Below are 20,809 nucleotides of genomic sequence, written 5' to 3'. Positions count from 1 at the left end.
GAACCTTTTGGTCTTCCACCGCGTTTCTGGTATGTGCACAGTGACATCGCGGTGACAGGGTGTGGTGACGGGCGGGGTGCGGCTACCATGACCGGCACAAGGACGGACGGCGTAAGGGAGTCGTCCCCTGGGGCGGCGCCCGGTGCAATTCCGGGGCGAGGAGGACGGGCCATGGTGCCGAAGGCCAAGATCCTCCTGGTCGATGACCGGCCGGAGAATCTGCTGGCGCTGGAGGCCATCCTCTCTGCGCTCGATCAGACACTGGTGCGGGCATCGTCAGGGGAGGAAGCGCTCAAAGCGCTGCTCACGGACGACTTTGCGGTCATTCTGCTGGATGTGCAGATGCCGGGCATGGACGGTTTCGAAACCGCCGCGCACATCAAGCGGCGGGAGCGGACCCGGGACATCCCGATCATCTTCCTCACGGCGATCAATCACGGTCCGCATCACACCTTCAGGGGTTATGCGGCAGGCGCGGTGGACTACATCTCGAAGCCGTTCGACCCGTGGGTGCTGCGGGCGAAGGTCTCGGTCTTCGTCGAGCTCTACATGAAGAACTGCCAGCTCCGGGAGCAGGCGTCGCTGCTGCGGCTCCAGCTCGAAGGCGGCGGGCACACCGGCGCGAACCACGAGAGGGAGCCCGTCGGTCTGCTGGCCGAACTCTCCGCGCGGCTCGCCGCCGTCGAGGAGCAGGCCGAGGCGTTGTCCAAGCAGCTCGACGACGAGTCGGCGGACGCCGGGGCCGTGGCCACCGCCGCCCATCTCGAACGGAAGCTGACCGGACTGCGCCGCGCGCTGGACGCCCTGGAGCCCGGCGCCAACGGCGGACCGGCGCCCCTTCCCTCGTAACGGGTCCGGCTCCCGCCCGTACTGCCCTTTCCCGTCAGGTGCCTTCGTGCCTGGACGGCGGCAACTGCCCGGCGGATCACGTCGGTCGGCGGCCGGGCCGCGGTGCGGGGCGGATGAGGGCGCGTCAGTTTGCGTCCGCCGCGCGGCGACACGGTCGGGTGAACGGGCCCGCGCACGTGTTCACTGCCGCGGACACCGGTAACCTCGGCCCCATGGCCTCACGTACGTCCGGCAAGGGTTCCCAGGGCACGGCGGGCACCGCGAAGCGCGTCGGCGGTGGCCCGGGTCCGGCGAAGAAAGCCGCGCCCGCGAAGAAGGCGGCTGCCAAGAAGAGCGCGCCCCCCAAGAGGGCTCCCGCCAAGAAGGCGGTGGCCAAGAAGGCGGCCGCGCCGAAACCGGCGCCCTCTCCCACCGGCGGTGTGTACCGCCTGGTGCGCGCTGTCTGGCTCGGTGCGGCCCACGCCATCGGCGCGATGTTCCGCGGCATAGGGCGTGGCGCCAAGGGCCTGGACCCCGCACACCGCAAGGACGGTGTCGCACTGCTGCTCCTCGGCCTCGCCCTGATCGTCGCCGCGGGCACCTGGTCGAATCTGCGCGGTCCCGTCGGCGATCTCGTGGAGATGCTCGTCACCGGCGCCTTCGGCCGGCTCGATCTGCTCGTGCCGATACTGCTGGGCGCCATCGCCGTACGGCTGATCCTCTATCCCGAGAAGCCCGAGGCCAACGGCCGGATCGTCATCGGACTGTCCGCACTGGTCATCGGGGTGCTCGGCCAGGTCCACATCGCCTGCGGATCACCGGGGCGCGAGGACGGCACCGAGGCCATGCAGGACGCGGGCGGGCTCATCGGCTGGGCCGCCTCCAAACCGCTGATCTTCACCATGGGCGAGGTGCTCGCCGTCCCGCTGCTCCTGCTGCTCACCGTCTTCGGGCTGCTGGTCGTCACGGCGACCCCGGTGAACGCCATTCCGCAGCGGCTCCGGCTGCTCGGTTCCAGGCTGGGGATCCTCGACCCGGTGCACGACCCCGGCGCGGAGGACGAGAGCGACGACGAGCGGTACGACGAGCAGTGGCGCGAGGCCCTGCCCGCCCGCTCCCGGCGCTCCTCGGCGCGCCGCTCCGAGGCGTCCGAGGTCTACGACACCGACCAGGTCGAGGCCGACGCCCTGGCCAAGCGCCGCGGCAGGCCGCGCAGGCCCTCCGTGCAGCCCGCGATGAACCGCACCATGGACGCGGTGGACGTCGCGGCGGCCGCTGCCGCGGCGCTCGACGGCGCGGTGCTCAACGGCATGCCGCCCTCGCCCGTCGTCGCCGACCTCACCCAGGGCGTCTCCGCGGACCGGGAGCGCGCGGGCACCCCGGTGCCGGGTGCCAGGGAGGCGGAGCCCGCCCGGAGGCCGGGGGAGAGGGCCTCCTCGCCCTCCGGCGGCGTACCCGATCTGACGAAGCCCGCCCCCGACCGGTCGCAGTCGCAGCCGCTGCCGTCCCGCGCCGAGCAGCTCCAGCTGTCCGGCGACATCACGTACGCGCTGCCCTCGCTCGATCTGCTGGAGCGCGGCGGCCCCGGCAAGACCCGCAGCGCCGCCAACGACGCGATCGTCGCGTCACTGACCACCGTCTTCACCGAGTTCAAGGTCGACGCGGCCGTCACCGGCTTCACCCGCGGCCCCACGGTGACGCGGTACGAGGTGGAGCTCGGCCCGGCCGTGAAGGTCGAGCGGATCACGGCGCTCGCCAAGAACATCGCGTACGCCGTCGCCAGCCCCGACGTCCGGATCATCTCGCCGATCCCGGGGAAGTCGGCGGTCGGCATCGAGATCCCCAACTCCGACCGCGAGATGGTCAACCTCGGGGACGTCCTGCGGCTGGCGGACGCGGCCGAGGACGATCACCCCATGCTGGTCGCACTCGGCAAGAACGTCGAGGGCGGCTACGAGATGGCCAACCTCGCGAAGATGCCCCACGTCCTGGTGGCCGGTGCGACCGGCTCCGGGAAGTCCTCCTGCATCAACTGCCTGATCACCTCGGTGATGATAAGGGCGACTCCGGAGGACGTCCGGATGGTGCTGGTCGACCCCAAGCGCGTCGAGCTGACCGCGTACGAGGGCATTCCGCACCTGATCACGCCGATCATCACCAACCCCAAGAAGGCCGCCGAGGCACTCCAGTGGGTCGTGCGCGAGATGGATCTGCGCTACGACGACCTCGCCGCGTTCGGGTACCGGCACATCGACGACTTCAACCACGCCGTGCGCACCGGGAAGCTCAAGACTCCGGAGGGCAGCGAACGGGAGCTGTCGCCGTACCCGTATCTGCTGGTGATCGTCGACGAGCTGGCCGACCTGATGATGGTCGCTCCGCGCGATGTCGAGGACTCGATCGTCCGCATCACCCAGTTGGCCCGCGCCGCCGGTATCCATCTGGTCCTCGCCACCCAGCGCCCCTCGGTGGACGTCGTCACCGGTCTGATCAAGGCGAACGTGCCCTCCAGGCTCGCCTTCGCGACCTCGTCGCTCGCCGACAGCCGCGTCATCCTCGACCAGCCAGGAGCCGAGAAGCTCATCGGAAAGGGTGACGGGCTGTTCCTGCCGATGGGGGCGAACAAGCCGACCCGTATGCAGGGCGCCTTCGTCACCGAGGCCGAGGTCGCCGCCGTGGTCCAGCACTGCAAGGACCAGATGGCACCGGTGTTCCGCGAGGACGTGGTGGTCGGCACGAAGCAGAAGAAGGAGATCGACGAGGACATCGGCGACGACCTGGACCTGCTCTGCCAGGCCGCCGAGCTGGTCGTCTCCACCCAGTTCGGGTCCACCTCGATGCTCCAGCGCAAGCTGCGGGTGGGTTTCGCCAAGGCGGGCCGGCTGATGGACCTCATGGAGTCCCGGAACATCGTCGGACCCAGCGAGGGATCCAAGGCGCGCGACGTCATGGTGAAGCCGGACGAGCTCGACGGGGTGTTGGCGCTGATTCGCGGGGAAACCGGTTCGTGAGGATTCTGCGGGCAACCGTTTCGCGGGGCCGTACGTCAAGTTGAAGGGAGGACAGCAGGATGTCCTTCCGCGGGGCGGTCCGGCGAATCCGGCTCTGTTCGAATCTGATGGCGTACAAAGTCCTCCCTCCCGGTTGCCCCACCCTTTCTTACCCCCCCTAGACTGAACATCCAGCAGGTGGCTCACGCTCGAAAGGCGCCCCCGTGTCCATCGGCAACTCCCCCGAAGACGACCGGCCTTCGATCGGTCGAGTGCTCCAGCAGGCTCGAATCGCCGCAGGTCTCACGGTCGAAGAGGTCAGCACGTCCACCCGGGTGCGCATCCCCATCGTGCACGCGATCGAGGCGGACGACTTCTCCCGCTGCGGCGGCGACGTGTATGCGCGCGGCCATATCCGCACGCTGGCACGTGCCGTCGCCATCGATCCCGAACCGCTCGTCTCGCAGTACGACGGCGAGCACGGCGGCCGTCCGGCACCCACGCCGGCGGCTCCGCTGTTCGAGGCCGAGCGGATCCGTTCCGAACCCCGACGGCCCAACTGGACCGCGGCCATGGTCGCGGCCATCGTCGCCGTGGTCGGGTTCGTCGGCTTCACGTTCTTCAAGGGCGGCGACGACTCCCCGGCGGCCAACCAGGTCGCCGAGGGCCCGACGTCCGCCAGGACCACCCCCAAACCGTCGGCGAGCAAGACGGCCGACCCCAAGCCGGCTCCCTCCGACAGCGCCATTGCCGCGGCGCCGCAGGACAAGGTGACGGTCAAGCTCAGCGCCAGTCAGGGCAAGAGCTGGATCTCCGCCAAGGACCACAACGGCCGGCTGCTCTTCGACGGGCTGCTCCAGCAGGGCCAGTCGAAGACGTTCCAGGACAAGGAGCGGGTCGACCTCGTCCTCGGCGACGCGGGCTCGGTCGAGCTCTTCGTCAACGGCAAGAAGGTCGAGGACCAGTTCCAGCCCGGTCAGGTCGAGCGGCTCTCGTACACCAAGGGTGATCCCGAGGTCGGCTGACCGCGGCACTCCACGGTTCGCACCCTGCGGCGAGCGCCCGGCCATCGTGCCGGGCGCTCGCCGCTTTGTTACTCCCTGTAACTGCGGAACCTGCACGGTGGGGCCAGTGCCGGGACAAAGTAGTCTTGAGCCCATGCCCGAACGCCGTACCGTCGCCCTTGTCACTCTTGGCTGCGCCCGTAACGAGGTGGACTCGGAGGAGCTCGCAGGCCGCTTGGCAGCGGACGGCTGGGAGCTCGTCGAGGATGCCTCCGATGCCGATGTCGCCGTGGTCAACACCTGTGGATTCGTCGAGGCCGCCAAGAAGGACTCCGTCGATGCCCTGCTCGAAGCGAACGATCTGAAGGACCACGGCCGCACCCAGGCCGTCGTCGCCGTCGGCTGCATGGCCGAGCGCTACGGCAAGGACCTCGCAGAGGCCCTGCCGGAAGCGGACGGAGTCCTCGGATTCGACGACTACGCAGACATCTCGGACCGCCTCCAGACCATCCTCAACGGTGGTATCCACGCCTCGCACACCCCGCGGGACCGCCGCAAACTGCTGCCGATCAGCCCGGCCGACCGCCAGGACGCCGTCGTGGCGCTGCCCGGCCACGCCCAGGAGGCCGCACCGGCCCCCGCCGACCTCCCGGAGGGTGTCGCTCCGGTCTCCGGCCCGCGGGCACCCCTGCGCCGCCGGCTCGGCACCAGCCCTGTCGCCTCGGTGAAGCTGGCCTCCGGCTGCGACCGCCGCTGCTCCTTCTGCGCCATCCCGTCCTTCCGCGGCTCCTTCATCTCGCGGCGGCCCTCGGACGTCCTGGGCGAGACCCGGTGGCTGGCCGAGCAGGGCGTGAAGGAGGTCATGCTGGTCTCCGAGAACAACACCTCGTACGGCAAGGACCTCGGTGACATCCGGCTGCTGGAGACGCTGCTGCCGGAGCTCGCGGACGTCGACGGGATCGAGCGCATCCGGGTCAGCTACCTTCAGCCCGCCGAGATGCGGCCCGGTCTGATCGACGTACTGACCTCGACGCCGAAGGTCGCGCCCTACTTCGACCTCTCCTTCCAGCACTCGGCCCCCGGTGTGCTGCGGGCGATGCGCCGGTTCGGCGACACCGACAGCTTCCTGGAGCTCCTGGACACCATCCGGGGCAAGGCCCCGTACGCCGGCGCCCGCTCCAACTTCATCGTGGGCTTCCCCGGCGAGACCGAGGCCGACCTGGCGGAGCTGGAACGGTTCCTCACCGGTGCGCGTCTCGACGCCATCGGCGTCTTCGGCTACTCCGACGAGGACGGCACCGAGGCGGTCGGTTACAGCGGCAAGCTGGACGCCGACACCATCGCGGAGCGCCTCGCGCACATTTCCCAGCTGGCCGAGGAGCTGACCTCCCAGCGGGCCGAGGAACGGGTCGGCGAGACGCTCCAGGTGCTGGTCGAGTCGGTGGAGGCGACCGAGGACGAGTCGCGCGCCGTGGGCCGCGCGGCCCACCAGGCGCCGGAAACGGACGGCCAGGTGCTCTTCACCGCACGCGAGGGACTCGTCCCGGGCCGTATGGTCGAGGCAAAGGCAGTGGGCACCGAGGGCGTGGACCTGGTGGCCGAATGCCGTGAGCTTGCGGAGGTGGCCAGATGACCGGAGCGCCGGCATCCGCGACAGGGGGCTCCGGCGCGACGCCGGTCCGCGGCGGGAAGCTGGGCACTGCGGCCGTTAACCAGGCGAGCCTGTGGAACATCGCCAACCTCCTCACCATGGCGCGACTGGTGCTGGTGCCGGGATTCGTCCTGCTGCTGCTCCACAACGGCGGATACGACCCGGCATGGCGTTCCTTCGCCTGGGCGGCCTTCGCCATCGCGATGATCACCGACCTGTTCGACGGACATCTGGCGCGTACGTACAACCTGGTCACCGACTTCGGGAAGATCGCCGACCCGATCGCCGACAAGGCGATCATGGGCGCCGCGCTGATCTGCCTCTCGTACCTCGGTGATCTGCCCTGGTGGGTCACGGGAGTGATCCTCTTCCGCGAGCTCGGCATCACCGTGCTGCGGTTCTGGGTGATCCGGCACGGGGTGATTCCGGCCAGCCGCGGCGGCAAGATGAAGACGCTGTCGCAGGCGATCGCCGCCGGGATGTACGTCCTGGCGCTGACCGGACCGCTGGCGACGCTGCGGTTCTGGGTGATGGCGGTCGCCGTCGTGCTGACGGTCGTCACCGGTCTCGACTACGTGCGCCAGGCCGTCGTGCTGCGACGCCAGGGGCTCGCGGCGGAGCGGTCGGCCGTGGCGCAGGAAGCCGCAGAGGCGGCCGCGGAGACGCCGGAGGGCGCCGGAGGCGCGGACCGGGTCGCCGGGGCCTCAGAGACCTCAGGAGCCCGCGGCGCGGCGGAGGCCGAGCGGTGACAGCCGCGGCCCGGGTGCTGCGGCTGCTCGTCGAGCGGGGGGAGACCGTGGCTGTCGCCGAGTCGCTGACCGGCGGTCTGGTCGCGGCGGAGCTGACCTCCGTACCGGGTGCCTCGCAGGCGTTCCGCGGCTCCGTGACGGCCTATGCGACCCCCCTGAAGAGTGAAGTCCTGGGTGTGGATCCGGCCCTTCTGGCGTCGCGCGGCGCGGTGGACCCCGAGGTCGCGTCCCAGATGGCCGCGGGTGTACGCCGGGTCCTCGGAGCGGACTGGGGGCTGGCCACCACTGGTGTAGCGGGCCCGGAGCAGCAGGACGGCCGTACGGTGGGAACGGTCTTCGTCGCAGTGTGCGGGCCCGGCGGGGCTGCGAAAGTGGCCACGCTGCGGTTGAACGGCGGACGAGCGGACATCCGTAATGAGAGCGTACGGAGCGTGCTCGATCTGCTCTCCGGCGAACTCGGCGGGTACGCGAGCGCACAGGATACGGAACAGATCGGGGGGAATTGATGTTTGCAGCCCTGAGTGAACACGACATCGCTCCCCGCACGGCCGCGGCGCTAGGCGGTACGGTGGGGCGTGAAGGATGCGGCTACGCGGTCCGAGGAGGGAGCCACCGATGATTCTGCTCCGTCGCCTGCTTGGTGACGTGCTGCGTCGGCAGCGCCAGCGCCAAGGCCGTACTCTGCGCGAAGTCTCCTCGTCCGCCCGAGTTTCGCTCGGCTATCTCTCCGAGGTGGAGCGGGGGCAGAAGGAGGCATCCTCCGAACTGCTCTCCGCCATTTGCGACGCGCTTGACGTACGGATGTCCGAGCTCATGCGTGAAGTGAGCGATGATCTGTCGCTGGCTGAACTGGCCGAGTCGGCAGCAGCCGGCGACCCGGTACCCGTGCCGGTGCGCCCCAGGCTCAATTCCGTCTCTGTTTCGTCGGTGGCGGGTGTGCCGACGGGGCGGGTGACCATCAAGGCGCCTGCGGAAGCGGTGGATGTCGTCGCCGCCTGACCCGCTCGGTTCGGTCTGAAGCCGGAGCCCCGGTCCTCCCCTCAGGGGGCGGACCGGGGCTTCTGCGTGTGTGGGAGGAGCTGTGGCGGGCAGGCGCACTGTGTGACCGGGGAAGGGTCTCCCGCAGATTCCTCCCCATGTGACCCTTTTGCTTCGTTTGTGCCATCGTGGGTGGTGCTGAACGGAATGGATAGCCAGATCGGAGACGTGCATGTCTGTGGTGAAGAGCCCGCTGTCCGAGGCCGACCTCAAGTCCGTCGGCGATGCGCTCCAGGGCGCCCTGGTGGATCTCGTCGACCTCTCCCTGGTCGCGAAGCAGGTCCACTGGAACGTGGTGGGGCCGCGCTTCAGGTCTGTGCACCTTCAGCTCGACGAGGTCGTCGACACCGCCCGCCAGCACTCCGACACGGTTGCCGAACGGGCCTCCGCGCTGGGTGTCAACCCGGACGGGCGGTCGGGGACGATCGCCAGGACCACGGCCATCGACTCCGTGCCCGAGGGCTGGGTCAAGGACGTGGACGCGGTACGGACCCTGGTCGACGCCCTAGGCGTGGTGATCGGCCGGATGCGCGAGCGGATCGAGGTGACCGGTGACCCCGATCCGGTCAGCCAGGACATCCTGATCTCGCTGACCGCCGACCTTGAGAAGCACGCGTGGATGTTCCAGGCGGAGAGCGCCTGACCCGCCCCCTGTTTCACCCGGTCGGGCGCCATCGCGCCGGACCGCCCCCACTCCCGGTCTGCCCGTGTTCGGGCAGTTGCCGGTCCGCCCCATCCGAAGGAGTCGCCATGACTGACGGAAGCGCGAAGGACAAGATCACCGGCAAGGCCAAGGAGGCCATGGGCAAGATGACCGGTGACCGCCGCAAGGAGAGCGAAGGCAAGACGGACCAGGCGAAGGGCCAGGCCAAGGGCGCCATGGGTGACGCCAAGGAGCGCGCCGAGGGCGTCAAGGACTCCCTGACCGGCGACGACAAGAACTGACAGCCGGACGCGGAGCCCCCACCGGAAGCGGTGGGGGCTCCGCTCTGGATGCGGCCCCGGTGGCGCCGGGTGAGACTGCGAGGGTGTGAGACTGCGCCGTGCGCGCCGGTACTGCACCGGTGCGCTCTCCCGTCGGGTGATCGGGCCCGACATATTGCCGGGGGTACTGGGTTCGGCCGGAGGAGGCAGCCATGGCGCGGCGATGGGTGCCGGCGCTCGTTCTCGGTGGGGTGTGGTGGTGGGCCGTGCTGCGGCTGCTGCTGGAGCCGGCGCACACCGGAGTGGTCGAGGGAGCGGTGGCGGCGGGCGGCTGGGGGCTGAGTCTCCTGCCGGTGCATGTGGCCGCGACCGCCCGGCCGACCGGGATATTCGACGCGGGTACCGGCCTGCTGCGGCGGTGCGTCGAGGAGGTGCGGTCCCGATGGGCTGCCACGGCGGCTACCAGGGCATGGCGACGCCGCCGTTCGGGCGGAGGATCTGACCTGTCATGAAGGCCGAAGCGTCGGACGCCAGATGCAGAACCGTGTGCGCCACGTCCATGGGCTCCCCGACCCTGCCCAGCGGCGATATCCGCGCCATGGCGGCCTCCGCCCGGTGCTGTTGCTCCGCGTCGTGGCGGGCGGTCATGGGGGTGCGGACCCAGCCCGGGGCGACGGCGTTGACCCGAATGGCCCGCGGCCCCAGCTCGGCCGCCAGGGTCTTGGTCAGCTGGACCACCGCCGCTTTGGCCGCGCTGTAGCAGAGCAGCCCCGGGCTCGCGGCGTCGACCGCACCCGAGGCCATGGTGATCAGCGAGCCGGGGGCGTCGCGGGCGAGCAGGGAACGCGCCACTTCCTGGCAGGCGTACAGAACACCCTTGAAGTTGACCGAGAGCACGCGGTCGAGGTCCTCGTCAGCGGTCTCCAGGACGCTGCTCGTGTGCATGATCCCGGCGACGGCGGCCAGGATGTCCAGATCTCCGACGGCCGCGACGGCGGCCCGGATCTGATCGCGGTCGGTGACATCCAGCGGGTGGGTGTGGGCTTCACCACCCGCCGCGGTGATCAGCTCCAGGGTCTCCTGGAGGCCCTTCTCGTCGCGATCCGCGCAGTGGACGGTGGCGCCCGCCTCCGAGAGGAGGACGGCGCAGGCGCGGCCGATGCCGCCTGCCGCGCCGGTGACGAACGCGGATCGGCCGGTGAGGTCGTACGCGGCGAGGGACATGACCGGACCGTACGACTGAATCTGACGGGCCGTCAACTAGTGGGTGGGGCCGGATTGGCAGCCTGGGCACCAGTAGGCGGGGCGGGCGTCCTGCTCCGCCGCGCGGATGGGCGTTCCGCAGCGCAGGCAGGGGCGGTGGGTTCTGCCGTAGACCCAGAGGTTCTCGCTCGGGCGGCCGGTGCGGTAAGGCCGGCCGGTGGCGGTGCGGGGGCGTGCGCCGGTAGTGGTGATGCGGACCGGACGGTCGCGGTTGGCTTCGAGGAGCTGATGGGCGGTGCTCACCAGAAGGGCAGCCGTGGCGGCGGGCAGTTCACCGATGGGGAGCCAGGGCGTGGCACGGGCCAGGAAACACAGCTCGGCCTTGTAGATGTTGCCGATGCCGGCCAGGTTGCGCTGGTCGAGGAGGGCCTCGCCGAGCGGACGTGCGGGGTCGGCGAGCAGATTACGCAGCGCCGTGCCGGCGTCCCAGTCGGGCCCCAGGAGGTCCGGGCCGAGGTGGCCGACCGCCTTCTCCTCGTCCGCGGTGCGCAGGAGTTCGAGGACGGGGAGGCGGTAGCCGACGGCCGTGTGCGCGGTGTTGGCGAGGACGGCGCGGATCTGGTGTGCGGGGCCGCCGCGCCAGCGCTCGTCAGGGCCGTAGATCCGCCAGGCGCCGTCCATCCGCAGATGGCTGTGGAGGGTCAGGCCGCCCTCGAAGCGGGTCAGCAGATGCTTGCCGCGCGAGAGGGTGCCGAGCACGGTCCGGCCGGTGAGGTCGGCGGTGGCGAACCGGGGGACGCGCAGATCGGACCTGGTGAGGACCTGATCCGTGAGCGCGTGGTGCAGACGCCTGGCGGTCTGCAGGACGGTGTCTCCTTCGGGCATGTGTCCATGATGCGCGGGATGTGGGCCGCGCGACGGTTCCCGGGCGGCAGCCGTGGGCGCTGCGCGGGCCGGGTCAGGCGCGGAGGCGGAGGCCCCTCGGGGTGGCGAGGAAACCGGCCGACTCCAGCGTTCGGCCCAGCGGCGAGGTCAGTGCCGAGGCACCGTTGGTGCGCTCCACCGTCACCGTGCCGAGGGCTCCGGCGCGGGCGGCCGCGGCCAGGGCGGCGGCGGCCGCCCGGAGCGCGGGATCATCCGGATCGGTCGGCCAGGCCAGCAGTGTCTTCCCGCCGCGCTCCATGTAGAGCGTCAGCTCGCCGTCGACCAGGACCACGAGGGAGCCCGCCTTGCGGCCGGGCTTGTGCCCGGCCCCGTCCGGTGGCTCGGGCCAGGGCAGCGCCGCACCGTAGGCGTTGGCCGGGTCGGCCGCGGCGAGGACCAGGGCGCCCGGGGCCGCGCCCGGCTCCTTCCGGTCGCGGGCGGTGGAGGCCGCGCGGAGCCGGTCGACCGCCCCGTCCATGGCGAACTGTGCGGCCCCCAGCCCCTCCACGACATAGCCGCGGCGCGCCTGACCGTTGTCCTCGAAGACGGACAGCACGCGGTACGCGGCGGAGAAGCCGCCCTCCACGCCCTCGGCCTGGACCGCGCCGCGGGTCACCACTCCGTGCCGGTCCAGCAGGGTGCGGGCCAGTGCGTGGGCCCGGTGCGTGGGGTCCGGCTCGGCGGCGGGCAGCAGGGACCAGCGGCCCGACACGGTGGGCGGGCCGGTGCGCGAGGCCGGGCGGGACGCGGCCGTCAGCGAGCCGTAACGGCCGCGCGGGACGTTCCGCCTGGCGCGGTGGGCGGTCGATCCGGCGGTGCGGCCGGAGCCGAGGAGCGAACGCAGCGGTGCCAGGGTGTCGTTGGTGAGCCGGCCCGACCAGGTGAGGTCCCAGAGCGCGTCCGCCAGCTGCGGATCGGTGCAGTCCGGGTGCGTGGTGGCCCGGACCTGATCGGCGATCTGGCGGAAGAAGAGCCCGTACCCGCCGGTCAGGGCGGTGAGTACGGATTCGTGCAGCGCGCTGAGCTCCAGCGGGCGCGGCGGAGCCAGGAGCAGGGGGGCGCTGTCGGCCAGGTAGAGGGAGAGCCAGCCGTCCTTGCCGGGGAGGGCGCCCGCCCCGGCCCACACGACCTCGCCGGTGGTGGTGAGTTCGTCGAGCAGCGCGGGGGAGTAACCGGTGACGCGGCCGGGCAGGACCAGCTTCTCCAGGGCCGACGCGGGGACGGGGGCGCCCTGCAACTGCTCGATGGCACGGGCCAGTCCGTCGATTCCCCGCAGGCTGTTGCTGCCGAGGTGCTGCCACTGGGGCAGGAAGCCCGCGAGGGCGGCGGGCGGGACCGGCTCCAGCTCGTGCCGGAGCGCGGCGAGCGAGCGGCGCCGCAGCCGGCGCAGCACCGTGGCGTCGCACCACTCCTGGCCGATGCCGGCGGGATGGAACTCCCCCTGGACGATCCGGCCGGAGGCCGCCAGCCGTTGCAGCGCACCGTCGGTGACCGCGGTGCCGAGGCCGAATCGGGCGGCGGCCGCGGTGGAGGTGAACGGGCCGTGCGTACGGGCGTAGCGGGCGAGCAGGTCGCCGAGCGGGTCCTTCACCGGTTCGGTGAACGCCTCCGGGACGCCGACGGGGAGCGCCGTGCCCAGCGCGTCGCGCAGCCGTCCGGCGTCCTCGATCGCCGCCCAGTGCTCGCCGCCGCCGATCCGGACCCGGATGGCCCGGCGGGCCGATGACAGCTCCTGCGCCCACGGTGGTTCGGCCCCGCGCTCGGCGAGTTCCGCCGAGGTGAGCGGTCCGAGGACCCGCAGCAGGTCGGCGACGCCCTCGATGTCCTTGATCCGGCGGTCCTCGGTCAGCCACTGGAGTTCCCGCTCCAGCTCGGTCAGGACCTCGGCGTCGAGCAGCTCGCGCAGCTCCGCCTGCCCCAGCAGCTCGGCCAGGAGGTGCGAGTCGAGGGAGAGCGCGGCGGCCCGCCGCTCGGCGAGGGGCGAGTCGCCCTCGTACAGGAACTGTGCGACGTAGCCGAACAGGAGCGAGCGCGCGAAGGGTGAGGGTTCCTGGGTCGTCACCTCGACCAGGCGGATCCGGCGTGCTTCCAGATCACCCATCACTTCGGTGAGCCCGGGGACGTCGAAGACGTCCTGGAGGCATTCACGGACCGCTTCGAGAACGATGGGGAAGGAGCCGAACTCGGAGGCGACCTGGAGGAGCTGGGAGGCCCGCTGCCGCTGCTGCCACAGCGGTGTGCGCTTGCCGGGGCTGCGCCGCGGGAGCAGCAGCGCCCTGGCCGCGCACTCGCGGAACCGGGAGGCGAACAGGGCGGAACCGCCGACCTGGTCGGTGACGATCTGCCCGATCTCGCCCTGGTCGAAGGCCACGTCGGCGGCGCCGACGGGGGGCTGGTCGCTGTCCTGGGAGGCGTTCGACAGCGGGGCCGGCGCCCCGCCGCCGGGGTCGGCGGCCCGGTCCTGGTCCACCGGGTCGAAGTCGAGGAGATCCAGACCCATCATGTCGGCGTCCGGCAGTCTGAGGACGATGCCGTCGTCGGCGTGCATGACCTGGGCGTCCATGCCGTACCGCTCGGCGAGGCGGGCGCTGAGCGCGAGCGCCCACGGGGCGTGCACCTGGGCGCCGAAGGGTGAGTGCACGACGACCCGCCAGTCGCCCAGCTCGTCGCGGAAACGCTCGACGAGGATCGTCCGGTCGTCCGGTACGTGACCACAGGCCCGGCGCTGCTCGTCGATGTACGACAGCACGTTGTCCACGGCCCAGGTGTCCAGGCCCGCGGCCAGCAGCCGTTGCCGCGCGTCCTCGGGGGACAGCCCGCCGAGCTCGCGGAGGAAGGCGCCCAGGGCGCGGCCCAGCTCCAGCGGGCGGCCCAACTGGTCGCCCTTCCAGAACGGCAGCCGCCCGGGGACGCCGGGCGCGGGCGACACCAGGACCCGGTCGCGGGTGATGTCCTCGATCCGCCAGGACGTGGTGCCCAGCGTGAAGACGTCACCGACCCGGGACTCGTACACCATCTCCTCGTCCAGCTCACCGACCCGGCCGCCGCCCTTCTTGGGGTCGGCTCCCGCGAGGAAGACCCCGAAGAGTCCGCGGTCGGGAATGGTGCCACCGGAGGTGACGGCGAGCCGCTGGGCGCCGGGACGGCCCGTGACCGTACCCGCGACGCGGTCCCAGACCACGCGCGGGCGCAGTTCGGCGAAGGCGTCGGACGGATAGCGGCCGGCCAGCATGTCGAGCACGGCGGTGAACGCCGACTCGGGAAGCGAGGCGAAAGGGGCGGCACGGCGGGTCACGGCCAGCAGGTCGTCCACCTGCCAGCTGTCCAGGGCGACCATCGCGACCAGCTGCTGGGCCAGCACGTCCAGCGGGTTGGACGGGATCCGCAGCGCCTCGATGGAACCCTCGCGCATCCGCTCGGTGACCACCGCCGCCTGCACCAGGTCACCACGGTACTTCGGGAACACGACTCCGGTGGACACCGCGCCCACCTGGTGTCCGGCACGGCCGACCCGCTGGAGCCCGGAGGCGACCGACGGCGGCGACTCCACCTGGATCACCAGGTCGACCGCGCCCATGTCGATGCCCAGCTCCAGGCTTGAGGTGGCGACGACCGCAGGCAGCCTGCCCGCCTTGAGGTCCTCCTCGACCTGGGCCCGCTGTTCCTTGGAGACCGATCCGTGGTGCGCCCGCGCGAGCAGAGCGGGCGCACCCTTCGCGGCACCCGACTCGGCCATGATCTCTGCGGGTGAGTGGGCCTCAGGCATCGTCTCGCCGGTGGCCCGCTCGTACGCGATCTCATTGAGCCGGTTGCAGAGCCGCTCGGCGAGACGGCGGGAGTTGGCGAAGACGATGGTGGAGCGGTGCGCCTGGACGAGGTCGGCGATCCGCTCCTCCACATGCGGCCAGATCGACGGCTTGTCCCCTTGGCCCGCGGTGTCGGTGCCGGCGGCGGGGGAGCCGCCGAGCTCGCCCAGGTCCTCGACCGGTACGACCACCGACAGATCGAACTGTTTGGTGGACGGCGGCTGGACGATCTCCACCCTCCGCTGCGGGGAGAGGAACCGTGCCACCTCGTCGACCGGGCGGACCGTGGCTGACAGGCCGATCCGACGGGCCGGCCGCGGCAGCAGTTCGTCGAGGCGCTCCAGTGACAGGGCGAGATGGGCGCCCCGTTTGGTGCCCGCGACGGCATGCACCTCGTCCAGGATCACCGTCTCGATCCCGGCCAGCGCCTCCCGGGCCGAGGAGGTCAGCATCAGGAACAGGGACTCGGGCGTGGTGATCAGGATGTCCGGCGGCTTGTTCGCCATCGACCGGCGCTCGGCGGGCGGGGTGTCGCCCGAGCGGATCCCCACACGTACCTCGGGCTCGGGCAGTCCGAGGCGCACCGACTCCTGGCGGATGCCGGTGAGCGGGGAGCGGAGATTGCGCTCCACGTCGACCGCGAGGGCCTTCAGCGGGGATACGTACAGCACCCGGCAGCGCTTCTTCGCCTCGGCGGGCGGCGGGACCGCCGTCAGCTGGTCCAGGGCGGCGAGGAAGGCGGCCAGGGTCTTGCCCGATCCGGTCGGCGCGACGACCAGCACGTCCGACCCGGCACCGATCGCCCGCCAGGCACCCTCCTGCGCGGCCGTCGGCGCGCTGAAGGCGCCCGTGAACCAGCTGCGGGTCGCGGAGGAGAACGAATCGAGTGCGGAGCCGGTCATGGTCCCCATCGTGCACCCCGCCACTGACAACGGCCGCGAAACCGCCCTGCGACCGGGCCGGGCCACCCGCTCCGGCCGGTTTCGCGAGCCCGGTGGCCACGGTCGGTGACCTCCGCCGCGAGCTGCGAGAATTCGGGGATGGCGGGAACCGCGGGCCCGGGGGAGTGGGCGAGGCACTGGCAGTACGCGGAGCTGCCCGACCTCGACCTGCTGCGGGCCCGCTACGTCCGCCACACCTTCCCGCGCCACAGCCACGAGGGCTATGTGTTCGGCACCATCAGCGACGGGGTCGAGGACGTCGGGCTGCCCGGCGGCACCGTCCACGCGGGACCCGGCACCGTCGTCATGATCAACCCGGAGGTGCCCCACACCGCCCGCGCCGGTGTCCCCGAGGGGTGGGTGTACGCCACGCTCTACCCGTCCGCACAGGTGATCAACGACATCGCGGCCGATGCGACGAGCCTGCGCGGCACGGTCGGCTTCACGGAGACCGATGTGGTCGATCCGTACGCGGCCCGGCTGATCCGTGAGGTCCACCGCGCGGCGGAGGAGGGCAACGCACTCGCCGCGGACAGCCTGCTGCGGGTCATGGTCACGCGGCTGCTCACCCGGCACGGCAGCGCGCTTCCCGTCTTCGAGCCCAGGGCGGCGGGCGCGCGGGACGCGGAGCGGGCCCGTGCCGTACTGGAGAGCAGGATGGCCGGGCCACCCACGCTGGAGGCGCTGGCCACCGAGCTGGGCACGAGCCCGTTCGCGCTGCTGAGAGCCTTCAAGAAGCAGTACGGAATGCCGCCGCACACCTGGCTCACCGACGCCCGGGTCCGGCGGGCGCGCCGGATGCTCGACGCGGGCACGCCTCCCGCGGTGGCGGCCGCCGAGGTCGGCTTCACCGACCAGCCACACCTCAACCGTCACTTCACCCGGATCGTGGGCGTGCCGCCGGGCGCCTACCAGCGCGAACGTGCAAGAACGTACAAGACCGGCGCTGAGCCGCCCGGGTAGCGTTCCGGCCGTGGCAGAACAGACAACACCTCAGAGAACCGGCGAACCCGCCGGCGGCAGTGTGATCACCGCCGGGGCGAAGCCGGACGCGGCCGTCGTACGTGACGCGCTCGGCGTCGGCATCGCCGTCGGACTCTCCGGCTTCGCCTTCGGCGTCACCTCGGCCGGCTCCGGACTGAGCCTGCTGCAGACCTGCGCGCTCAGCCTCCTCGTCTTCACCGGGGCCTCCCAGTTCGCCCTGGTGGGCGCCCTCGCCGCGGGCGGCAATCCGTACACCGCCGCAGCCGGTGCCTTCTTCCTCGGCGTACGCAATTCGTTCTACGGCCTGCGGCTGTCTCAGCTGCTCGCACTCCCGCGCGCCGTGCGCCCCTTCGCCGCCCACTGGGTGATCGACGAGACGACGGCCGTGACACTGCCCCAGCCCACCCGGCGGGCCGCCAGGATCGGCTTCACCGTCACCGGGCTCACGCTCTATGTGCTGTGGAACCTCACCACACTGGTCGGCGCCCTGGGCGCCGAGGCGCTCGGCGACACCGACGCCTGGGGGCTGGACGCGGCCAGCCCCGCCGTCTTCCTCGCCCTGCTCGCGCCGATGCTGAAGACCACCACGGAACGCGTCACCGCGGGGATCGCGGTCGTCCTCGTCCTCGGTCTGCTGCCGGTACTGCCCGCCGGGGTGCCCGTACTGGTGTCCGCGCTCGCGGCACCCGTCGTCCTCTTTATGAGGGGACGCGACAAGGGCCCGAGGGACATGAACGACAAGAGTGGCGCGACGGCTGCGCGCACGAGCACTCCGGAGGACGGCCGATGAACGTCTGGATCGCCATCGCGCTGACCGCCGTCGGCTGCTACCTCGCCAAACTCCTCGGGCTCCTGGTGCCCGCCGGAGCCCTGGAGCGCCCCCTCGTGCAGCGCCTCGCCGCGCTGCTGCCGGTGGCGCTCCTGGCCGCCCTGACCGCACAGCAGACCTTCGGTGACGGACAGCACCTGGTGCTGGACGCCAGGGGCGCGGGCCTCGCCGCGGCGGCGCTCGCACTCGTCCTGCGGGCCCCCTTCCTCGTCGTGGTGGGCGCCGCCGTGGCCGTCACCGCCGCGGTGCGGGCCCTCGGATGAACGCACACCGCACGAGGACCCGAGTCAGCCGAGGGCGCGCCCGTGCGCACACAGCGTCTGCAACGCTCTGAGCGTCACCAGGGGCCGCCCCTCCAGCGCGGTCCCCGGCGCCCACTGCCGCCAGGTCACCGGCCAGCCGCCGTCCGCCTCCTGCCCGGCCGCCAGGTGGTCCAGCGACAGCTCCATCTCCGCGTCGGTGAACCACCGGCGGGCGAGCGACTCGGGGGCACGGGCGTAGTCGTACGGGAAGTGCTGCTCGCCGGGCGCGTAACCGGCCGCCACCGGGTACTCCGCGCGCTGCTCCGGATCCAGCACGGCGAGCCGCTGGTCGCGTACCAGGCGCCCCAGACGATCGGCCGCGGCCTCGGCCCGTGACCGGTCCGGGGCTCCGTCGAGAAAGGCGACGGCCGCCTCGATCTCGTACGGGTGCGACACCTGAAGGGCGTCGACGGCGGCCCAGCAGAAGTCGGTGGCCCGGAACAGCCAGGCATGCCAGACCGCGTTGCGGTGGAGTAATCCGACAACGGGGCCGGTGGCCAGCAGCTCGGCCGGCGGGTCGTCGACGATCGGAATGAACGGCGCGGCCGGATAGCCGCGTTGTGAGGGAAGGAGCGCGGGCAGTGCCCCCTCCTTCGTGGACACATCCGTAAGGAAGCGGCAGATCCGCTCCACCCGGAGACCGTCGCAGCGGCCGATGGAGTCGAGGACGCTCAGCGCGTGGGCCGTGTGCAGCGGCTGACTGACGGGGCCGCGCAGGTCGGGTTCGAGCGCGTGACCGTACCCGCCGTCCTCATTGAGATAGGCGGCGAGCGCCGTTTCCACGGCATCCGCACTTCCTTTCAGGAAGTGATGAGCGAACCGCCGCTGTTCGAGGACACGGGCCGTGAGCCAGATGAACTGCTCGGCACGGTTGAGGGGACTTTCTCCGGTTCCAGCCATGGACCGACCGTAGGCCGGTGAACGCTCTCTGCAAGGGCTGGCGGCCCGTCTGCACTCTCAGGAGCGGGATACTGATGGCATGCGGTTGACGATTTTCTGGGAACGGATGGCGGACCACTTCGGCGCGGGCTACGCCGACTCCTTCGCGCGCGACCACGTGATGGCCGAGCTGGGCGGGCGCACGGTGCATCAGGCACTGGCCGCCGGCTGGGACGCCAAGGACGTCTGGCGCGGAGTCTGCACAGCGGTCGGCATTCCCGCGGACAAGCGCTGACGCACAGCTCGGCGTCCTGCGCCGGGTGACGGTTGCCCGGGGTGCGCGACAGCGTGTCTCAGCCGTAGGCGAGACTGGCTCCGTGGCACCGACAGACGAGACCGCTCAGACCCAGCCCCCCTTCCCCCCGCCCGTCCCACCGGTCGAGCCACCGGCCCCGCCGTCCGGCACCGGGCCGGCCCGCATGCCCGTCTGGCTGCCGCGTGCGATGGTGCTGGCCCTTGCGCTCTACGCCTGCTTCCGGCTCGGGAGCTGGGCGTTCGACCAGCTCATCGGGCTGTTGATCAACGTGCTGATCGCCTTCTTCCTGGCGCTCGCCATCGAGCCCGCGGTGAGCCGCATGTCGGCCGCAGGTATGCGCCGGGGCCTCGCCACCTTCCTGGTCTTCCTCGCCGTACTGATCGCGAGCATCGGTTTCGTCGTGATGCTCGGCTCGATGCTCGCTGGCCAGATCGTCGACATGGTCGACGAGTTCCCCAAGTACCTCGACTCGGTGATCAACTGGGTCAACCAGACCTTCCACACGGAGCTCTCCCGGGTCGAGGTGCAGGACAGCCTGCTGCACTCCGACTGGCTGCAGAAGTACGTCCAGAACAGTGCGACCGGTGTGCTCGACGTGTCGACCACGGTCCTCGGCGGCCTGTTCCGGCTGCTGACGATCTTCCTGTTCTCCTTCTACTTCGCAGCCGACGGGCCCCGGCTGCGCCGCGGGCTGTGTTCCGTTCTCCCGCCCTCCCGCCAGGCCGAGGTGCTGCGGGCCTGGGAGATCGCGGTCGCCAAGACCGGTGGATATCTCTACTCGCGCGGCCTGATGGCGCTCATCTCCGGAGTCGCGCACTACATCCTGCTGGCGGCTCTCGGAGTGCCGTACGCGCCGGCGCTCGCGGTCTGGGTCGGGCTCGTGTCGCAGTTCATCCCCACGATCGGCACCTATCTGGCGGGCGCCCTGCCGATGCTGATCGGCTTCACCGTCGACCCCTGGTACGCCCTGTGGATCCTCGGGTTCGTGGTGGTGTACCAGCAGTTCGAGAACTATGTGCTGCAGCCCAAGCTGACCTCCAGGACCGTGGACATCCACCCGGCGGTCGCCTTCGGCTCGGTGATCGCGGGTACGGCTCTGATGGGCGCCGTCGGCGCGCTGATCGCCATTCCGGCAGTGGCCACGCTGCAGGCCTTCCTCGGCGCCTACGTGAAGCGGTACGACGTCACGGACGATCCGCGGGTACAGGGCCGGCACGAGTGGCGGCGCGGCGTACCGGTGTCCGCGCGGCTGCGCCGACTCTGGCATGCCCCGGAGGGCGACGGCGGGCAAGGGGCGGACGAGGAGCCGCAGGGGCGGCAGCCACGCTCCTGACGGGCGGTGCCGGTGAGGAGCGGAGGCGCTTCTCACCACTGATGCCGCCGTAGCGCCGGTATCGAGCGTTGCGGCTGATATGCGGCAGTAACTCCATTAATGCCCGGT

19 protein-coding genes are annotated in these 20,809 nt (G+C 71.3%); 15 read left to right on the top strand and 4 right to left on the bottom strand.

What is annotated here, in order from left to right; all coding sequences use genetic code 11:
* The first annotated feature begins 171 nt into the window (after nt 1-171).
* The 10 genes from ACIO3R_RS29170 (at nt 172) to ACIO3R_RS29125 (ending at nt 9,696) form a co-directional block, all read left to right on the top strand.
* A complete protein-coding gene (locus ACIO3R_RS29170) occupies nt 172-849 on the top strand; it encodes a two-component system response regulator (RefSeq protein ID WP_402109972.1) in 678 nt (225 codons plus the stop codon).
* 212 nt (nt 850-1,061) lie between these two features.
* Nucleotides 1,062-3,839 carry a DNA translocase FtsK gene (locus ACIO3R_RS29165; protein WP_402109969.1) on the top strand — a complete coding sequence of 926 codons (2,778 nt, stop codon included), beginning with the start codon at nt 1,062-1,064 and terminating at the stop codon, nt 3,837-3,839.
* A 203-nt stretch (nt 3,840-4,042) separates the two neighbouring features.
* A complete protein-coding gene (locus tag ACIO3R_RS29160; protein ID WP_385039660.1) occupies nt 4,043-4,843 on the top strand; it encodes a helix-turn-helix domain-containing protein in 801 nt (266 codons plus the stop codon).
* A gap of 133 nt (nt 4,844-4,976) precedes the next feature.
* Complete coding sequence (rimO, locus tag ACIO3R_RS29155) at nt 4,977-6,455, top strand: 30S ribosomal protein S12 methylthiotransferase RimO (RefSeq protein ID WP_402109965.1); 1,479 nt, start codon at nt 4,977-4,979, stop codon at nt 6,453-6,455.
* Nucleotides 6,452-7,222, top strand: coding sequence for a CDP-diacylglycerol--glycerol-3-phosphate 3-phosphatidyltransferase (gene pgsA, locus ACIO3R_RS29150; RefSeq protein WP_385032591.1), 771 nt, complete (start codon nt 6,452-6,454; stop codon nt 7,220-7,222). The genes rimO and pgsA overlap by 4 nt, the downstream gene beginning before the upstream one ends.
* The gene (locus ACIO3R_RS29145) at nt 7,219-7,728 is read left to right on the top strand and encodes a CinA family protein (RefSeq protein WP_385032588.1); all 510 of its coding nucleotides are present in this window, start codon (nt 7,219-7,221) and stop codon (nt 7,726-7,728) included. The genes pgsA and ACIO3R_RS29145 overlap by 4 nt, the downstream gene beginning before the upstream one ends.
* 109 nt (nt 7,729-7,837) lie before the next feature.
* Nucleotides 7,838-8,221 carry a helix-turn-helix domain-containing protein gene (locus ACIO3R_RS29140; protein ID WP_024492760.1) on the top strand — a complete coding sequence of 128 codons (384 nt, stop codon included), beginning with the start codon at nt 7,838-7,840 and terminating at the stop codon, nt 8,219-8,221.
* A gap of 211 nt (nt 8,222-8,432) precedes the next feature.
* Nucleotides 8,433-8,903 (top strand): Dps family protein, encoded by a 471-nt coding sequence (locus ACIO3R_RS29135; RefSeq protein ID WP_385032585.1) that lies wholly within the window; start codon nt 8,433-8,435, stop codon nt 8,901-8,903.
* 107 nt (nt 8,904-9,010) lie between these two features.
* The gene (locus tag ACIO3R_RS29130; protein WP_385032582.1) at nt 9,011-9,205 is read left to right on the top strand and encodes a CsbD family protein; all 195 of its coding nucleotides are present in this window, start codon (nt 9,011-9,013) and stop codon (nt 9,203-9,205) included.
* A 191-nt stretch (nt 9,206-9,396) separates the two neighbouring features.
* Nucleotides 9,397-9,696, top strand: a complete 300-nt coding sequence (locus ACIO3R_RS29125; RefSeq protein ID WP_402109959.1) for a hypothetical protein — start codon at nt 9,397-9,399, stop codon at nt 9,694-9,696.
* Here ACIO3R_RS29125 and ACIO3R_RS29120 read toward each other — a convergent pair.
* The 3 genes from ACIO3R_RS29120 to ACIO3R_RS29110 form a co-directional block, all read right to left on the bottom strand.
* Entirely contained in the window at nt 9,644-10,408 is a 765-nt protein-coding gene (locus tag ACIO3R_RS29120; RefSeq protein ID WP_402109957.1) for an SDR family NAD(P)-dependent oxidoreductase, read from the bottom strand. The two genes, ACIO3R_RS29125 and ACIO3R_RS29120, sit on opposite strands and share 53 nt — an antisense overlap.
* 36 nt (nt 10,409-10,444) lie before the next feature.
* Entirely contained in the window at nt 10,445-11,272 is an 828-nt protein-coding gene (locus tag ACIO3R_RS29115) for a DNA-formamidopyrimidine glycosylase family protein (protein ID WP_385032573.1), read from the bottom strand.
* Nucleotides 11,273-11,345: 73 nt separating this feature from the next.
* Nucleotides 11,346-16,019: a DEAD/DEAH box helicase gene (locus ACIO3R_RS29110; RefSeq protein ID WP_402109955.1), complete on the bottom strand. Its 4,674-nt coding sequence runs from the start codon at nt 16,017-16,019 to the stop codon at nt 11,346-11,348.
* A gap of 138 nt (nt 16,020-16,157) precedes the next feature.
* On the opposite strand from ACIO3R_RS29110, the gene ACIO3R_RS29105 reads away from it, so the two are divergent.
* From ACIO3R_RS29105 to ACIO3R_RS29095, 3 genes are read left to right on the top strand one after another with little or no spacing between them, the layout of a single operon-like run.
* Nucleotides 16,158-17,021, top strand: a complete 864-nt coding sequence (locus tag ACIO3R_RS29105; protein WP_385032564.1) for an AraC family transcriptional regulator — start codon at nt 16,158-16,160, stop codon at nt 17,019-17,021.
* 10 nt (nt 17,022-17,031) lie between these two features.
* Complete coding sequence (locus tag ACIO3R_RS29100) at nt 17,032-17,832, top strand: AzlC family ABC transporter permease (RefSeq protein WP_402109951.1); 801 nt, start codon at nt 17,032-17,034, stop codon at nt 17,830-17,832.
* Nucleotides 17,829-18,134: an AzlD domain-containing protein gene (locus ACIO3R_RS29095; protein WP_363072708.1), complete on the top strand. Its 306-nt coding sequence runs from the start codon at nt 17,829-17,831 to the stop codon at nt 18,132-18,134. The genes ACIO3R_RS29100 and ACIO3R_RS29095 overlap by 4 nt, the downstream gene beginning before the upstream one ends.
* Before the next feature lie 24 nt (nt 18,135-18,158).
* Here ACIO3R_RS29095 and ACIO3R_RS29090 read toward each other — a convergent pair whose 3' ends face one another.
* Nucleotides 18,159-19,073: a hypothetical protein gene (locus ACIO3R_RS29090; RefSeq protein ID WP_402109948.1), complete on the bottom strand. Its 915-nt coding sequence runs from the start codon at nt 19,071-19,073 to the stop codon at nt 18,159-18,161.
* 79 nt (nt 19,074-19,152) lie between these two features.
* Here ACIO3R_RS29090 and ACIO3R_RS29085 point away from each other — a divergent pair, with 79 nt between their 5' ends.
* Nucleotides 19,153-19,347 (top strand): DUF3046 domain-containing protein, encoded by a 195-nt coding sequence (locus ACIO3R_RS29085; RefSeq protein ID WP_207316129.1) that lies wholly within the window; start codon nt 19,153-19,155, stop codon nt 19,345-19,347.
* A gap of 184 nt (nt 19,348-19,531) precedes the next feature.
* Nucleotides 19,532-20,701: an AI-2E family transporter gene (locus ACIO3R_RS29080; RefSeq protein ID WP_385032603.1), complete on the top strand. Its 1,170-nt coding sequence runs from the start codon at nt 19,532-19,534 to the stop codon at nt 20,699-20,701.
* The last annotated feature ends 108 nt before the right edge of the window (nt 20,702-20,809 follow it).

This window comes from Streptomyces sp. NPDC087428 (genome assembly GCF_044744085.1).
GTDB lineage: Bacteria > Actinomycetota > Actinomycetes > Streptomycetales > Streptomycetaceae > Streptomyces.
This window is presented reverse-complemented; position numbering and strand designations above follow the sequence as displayed.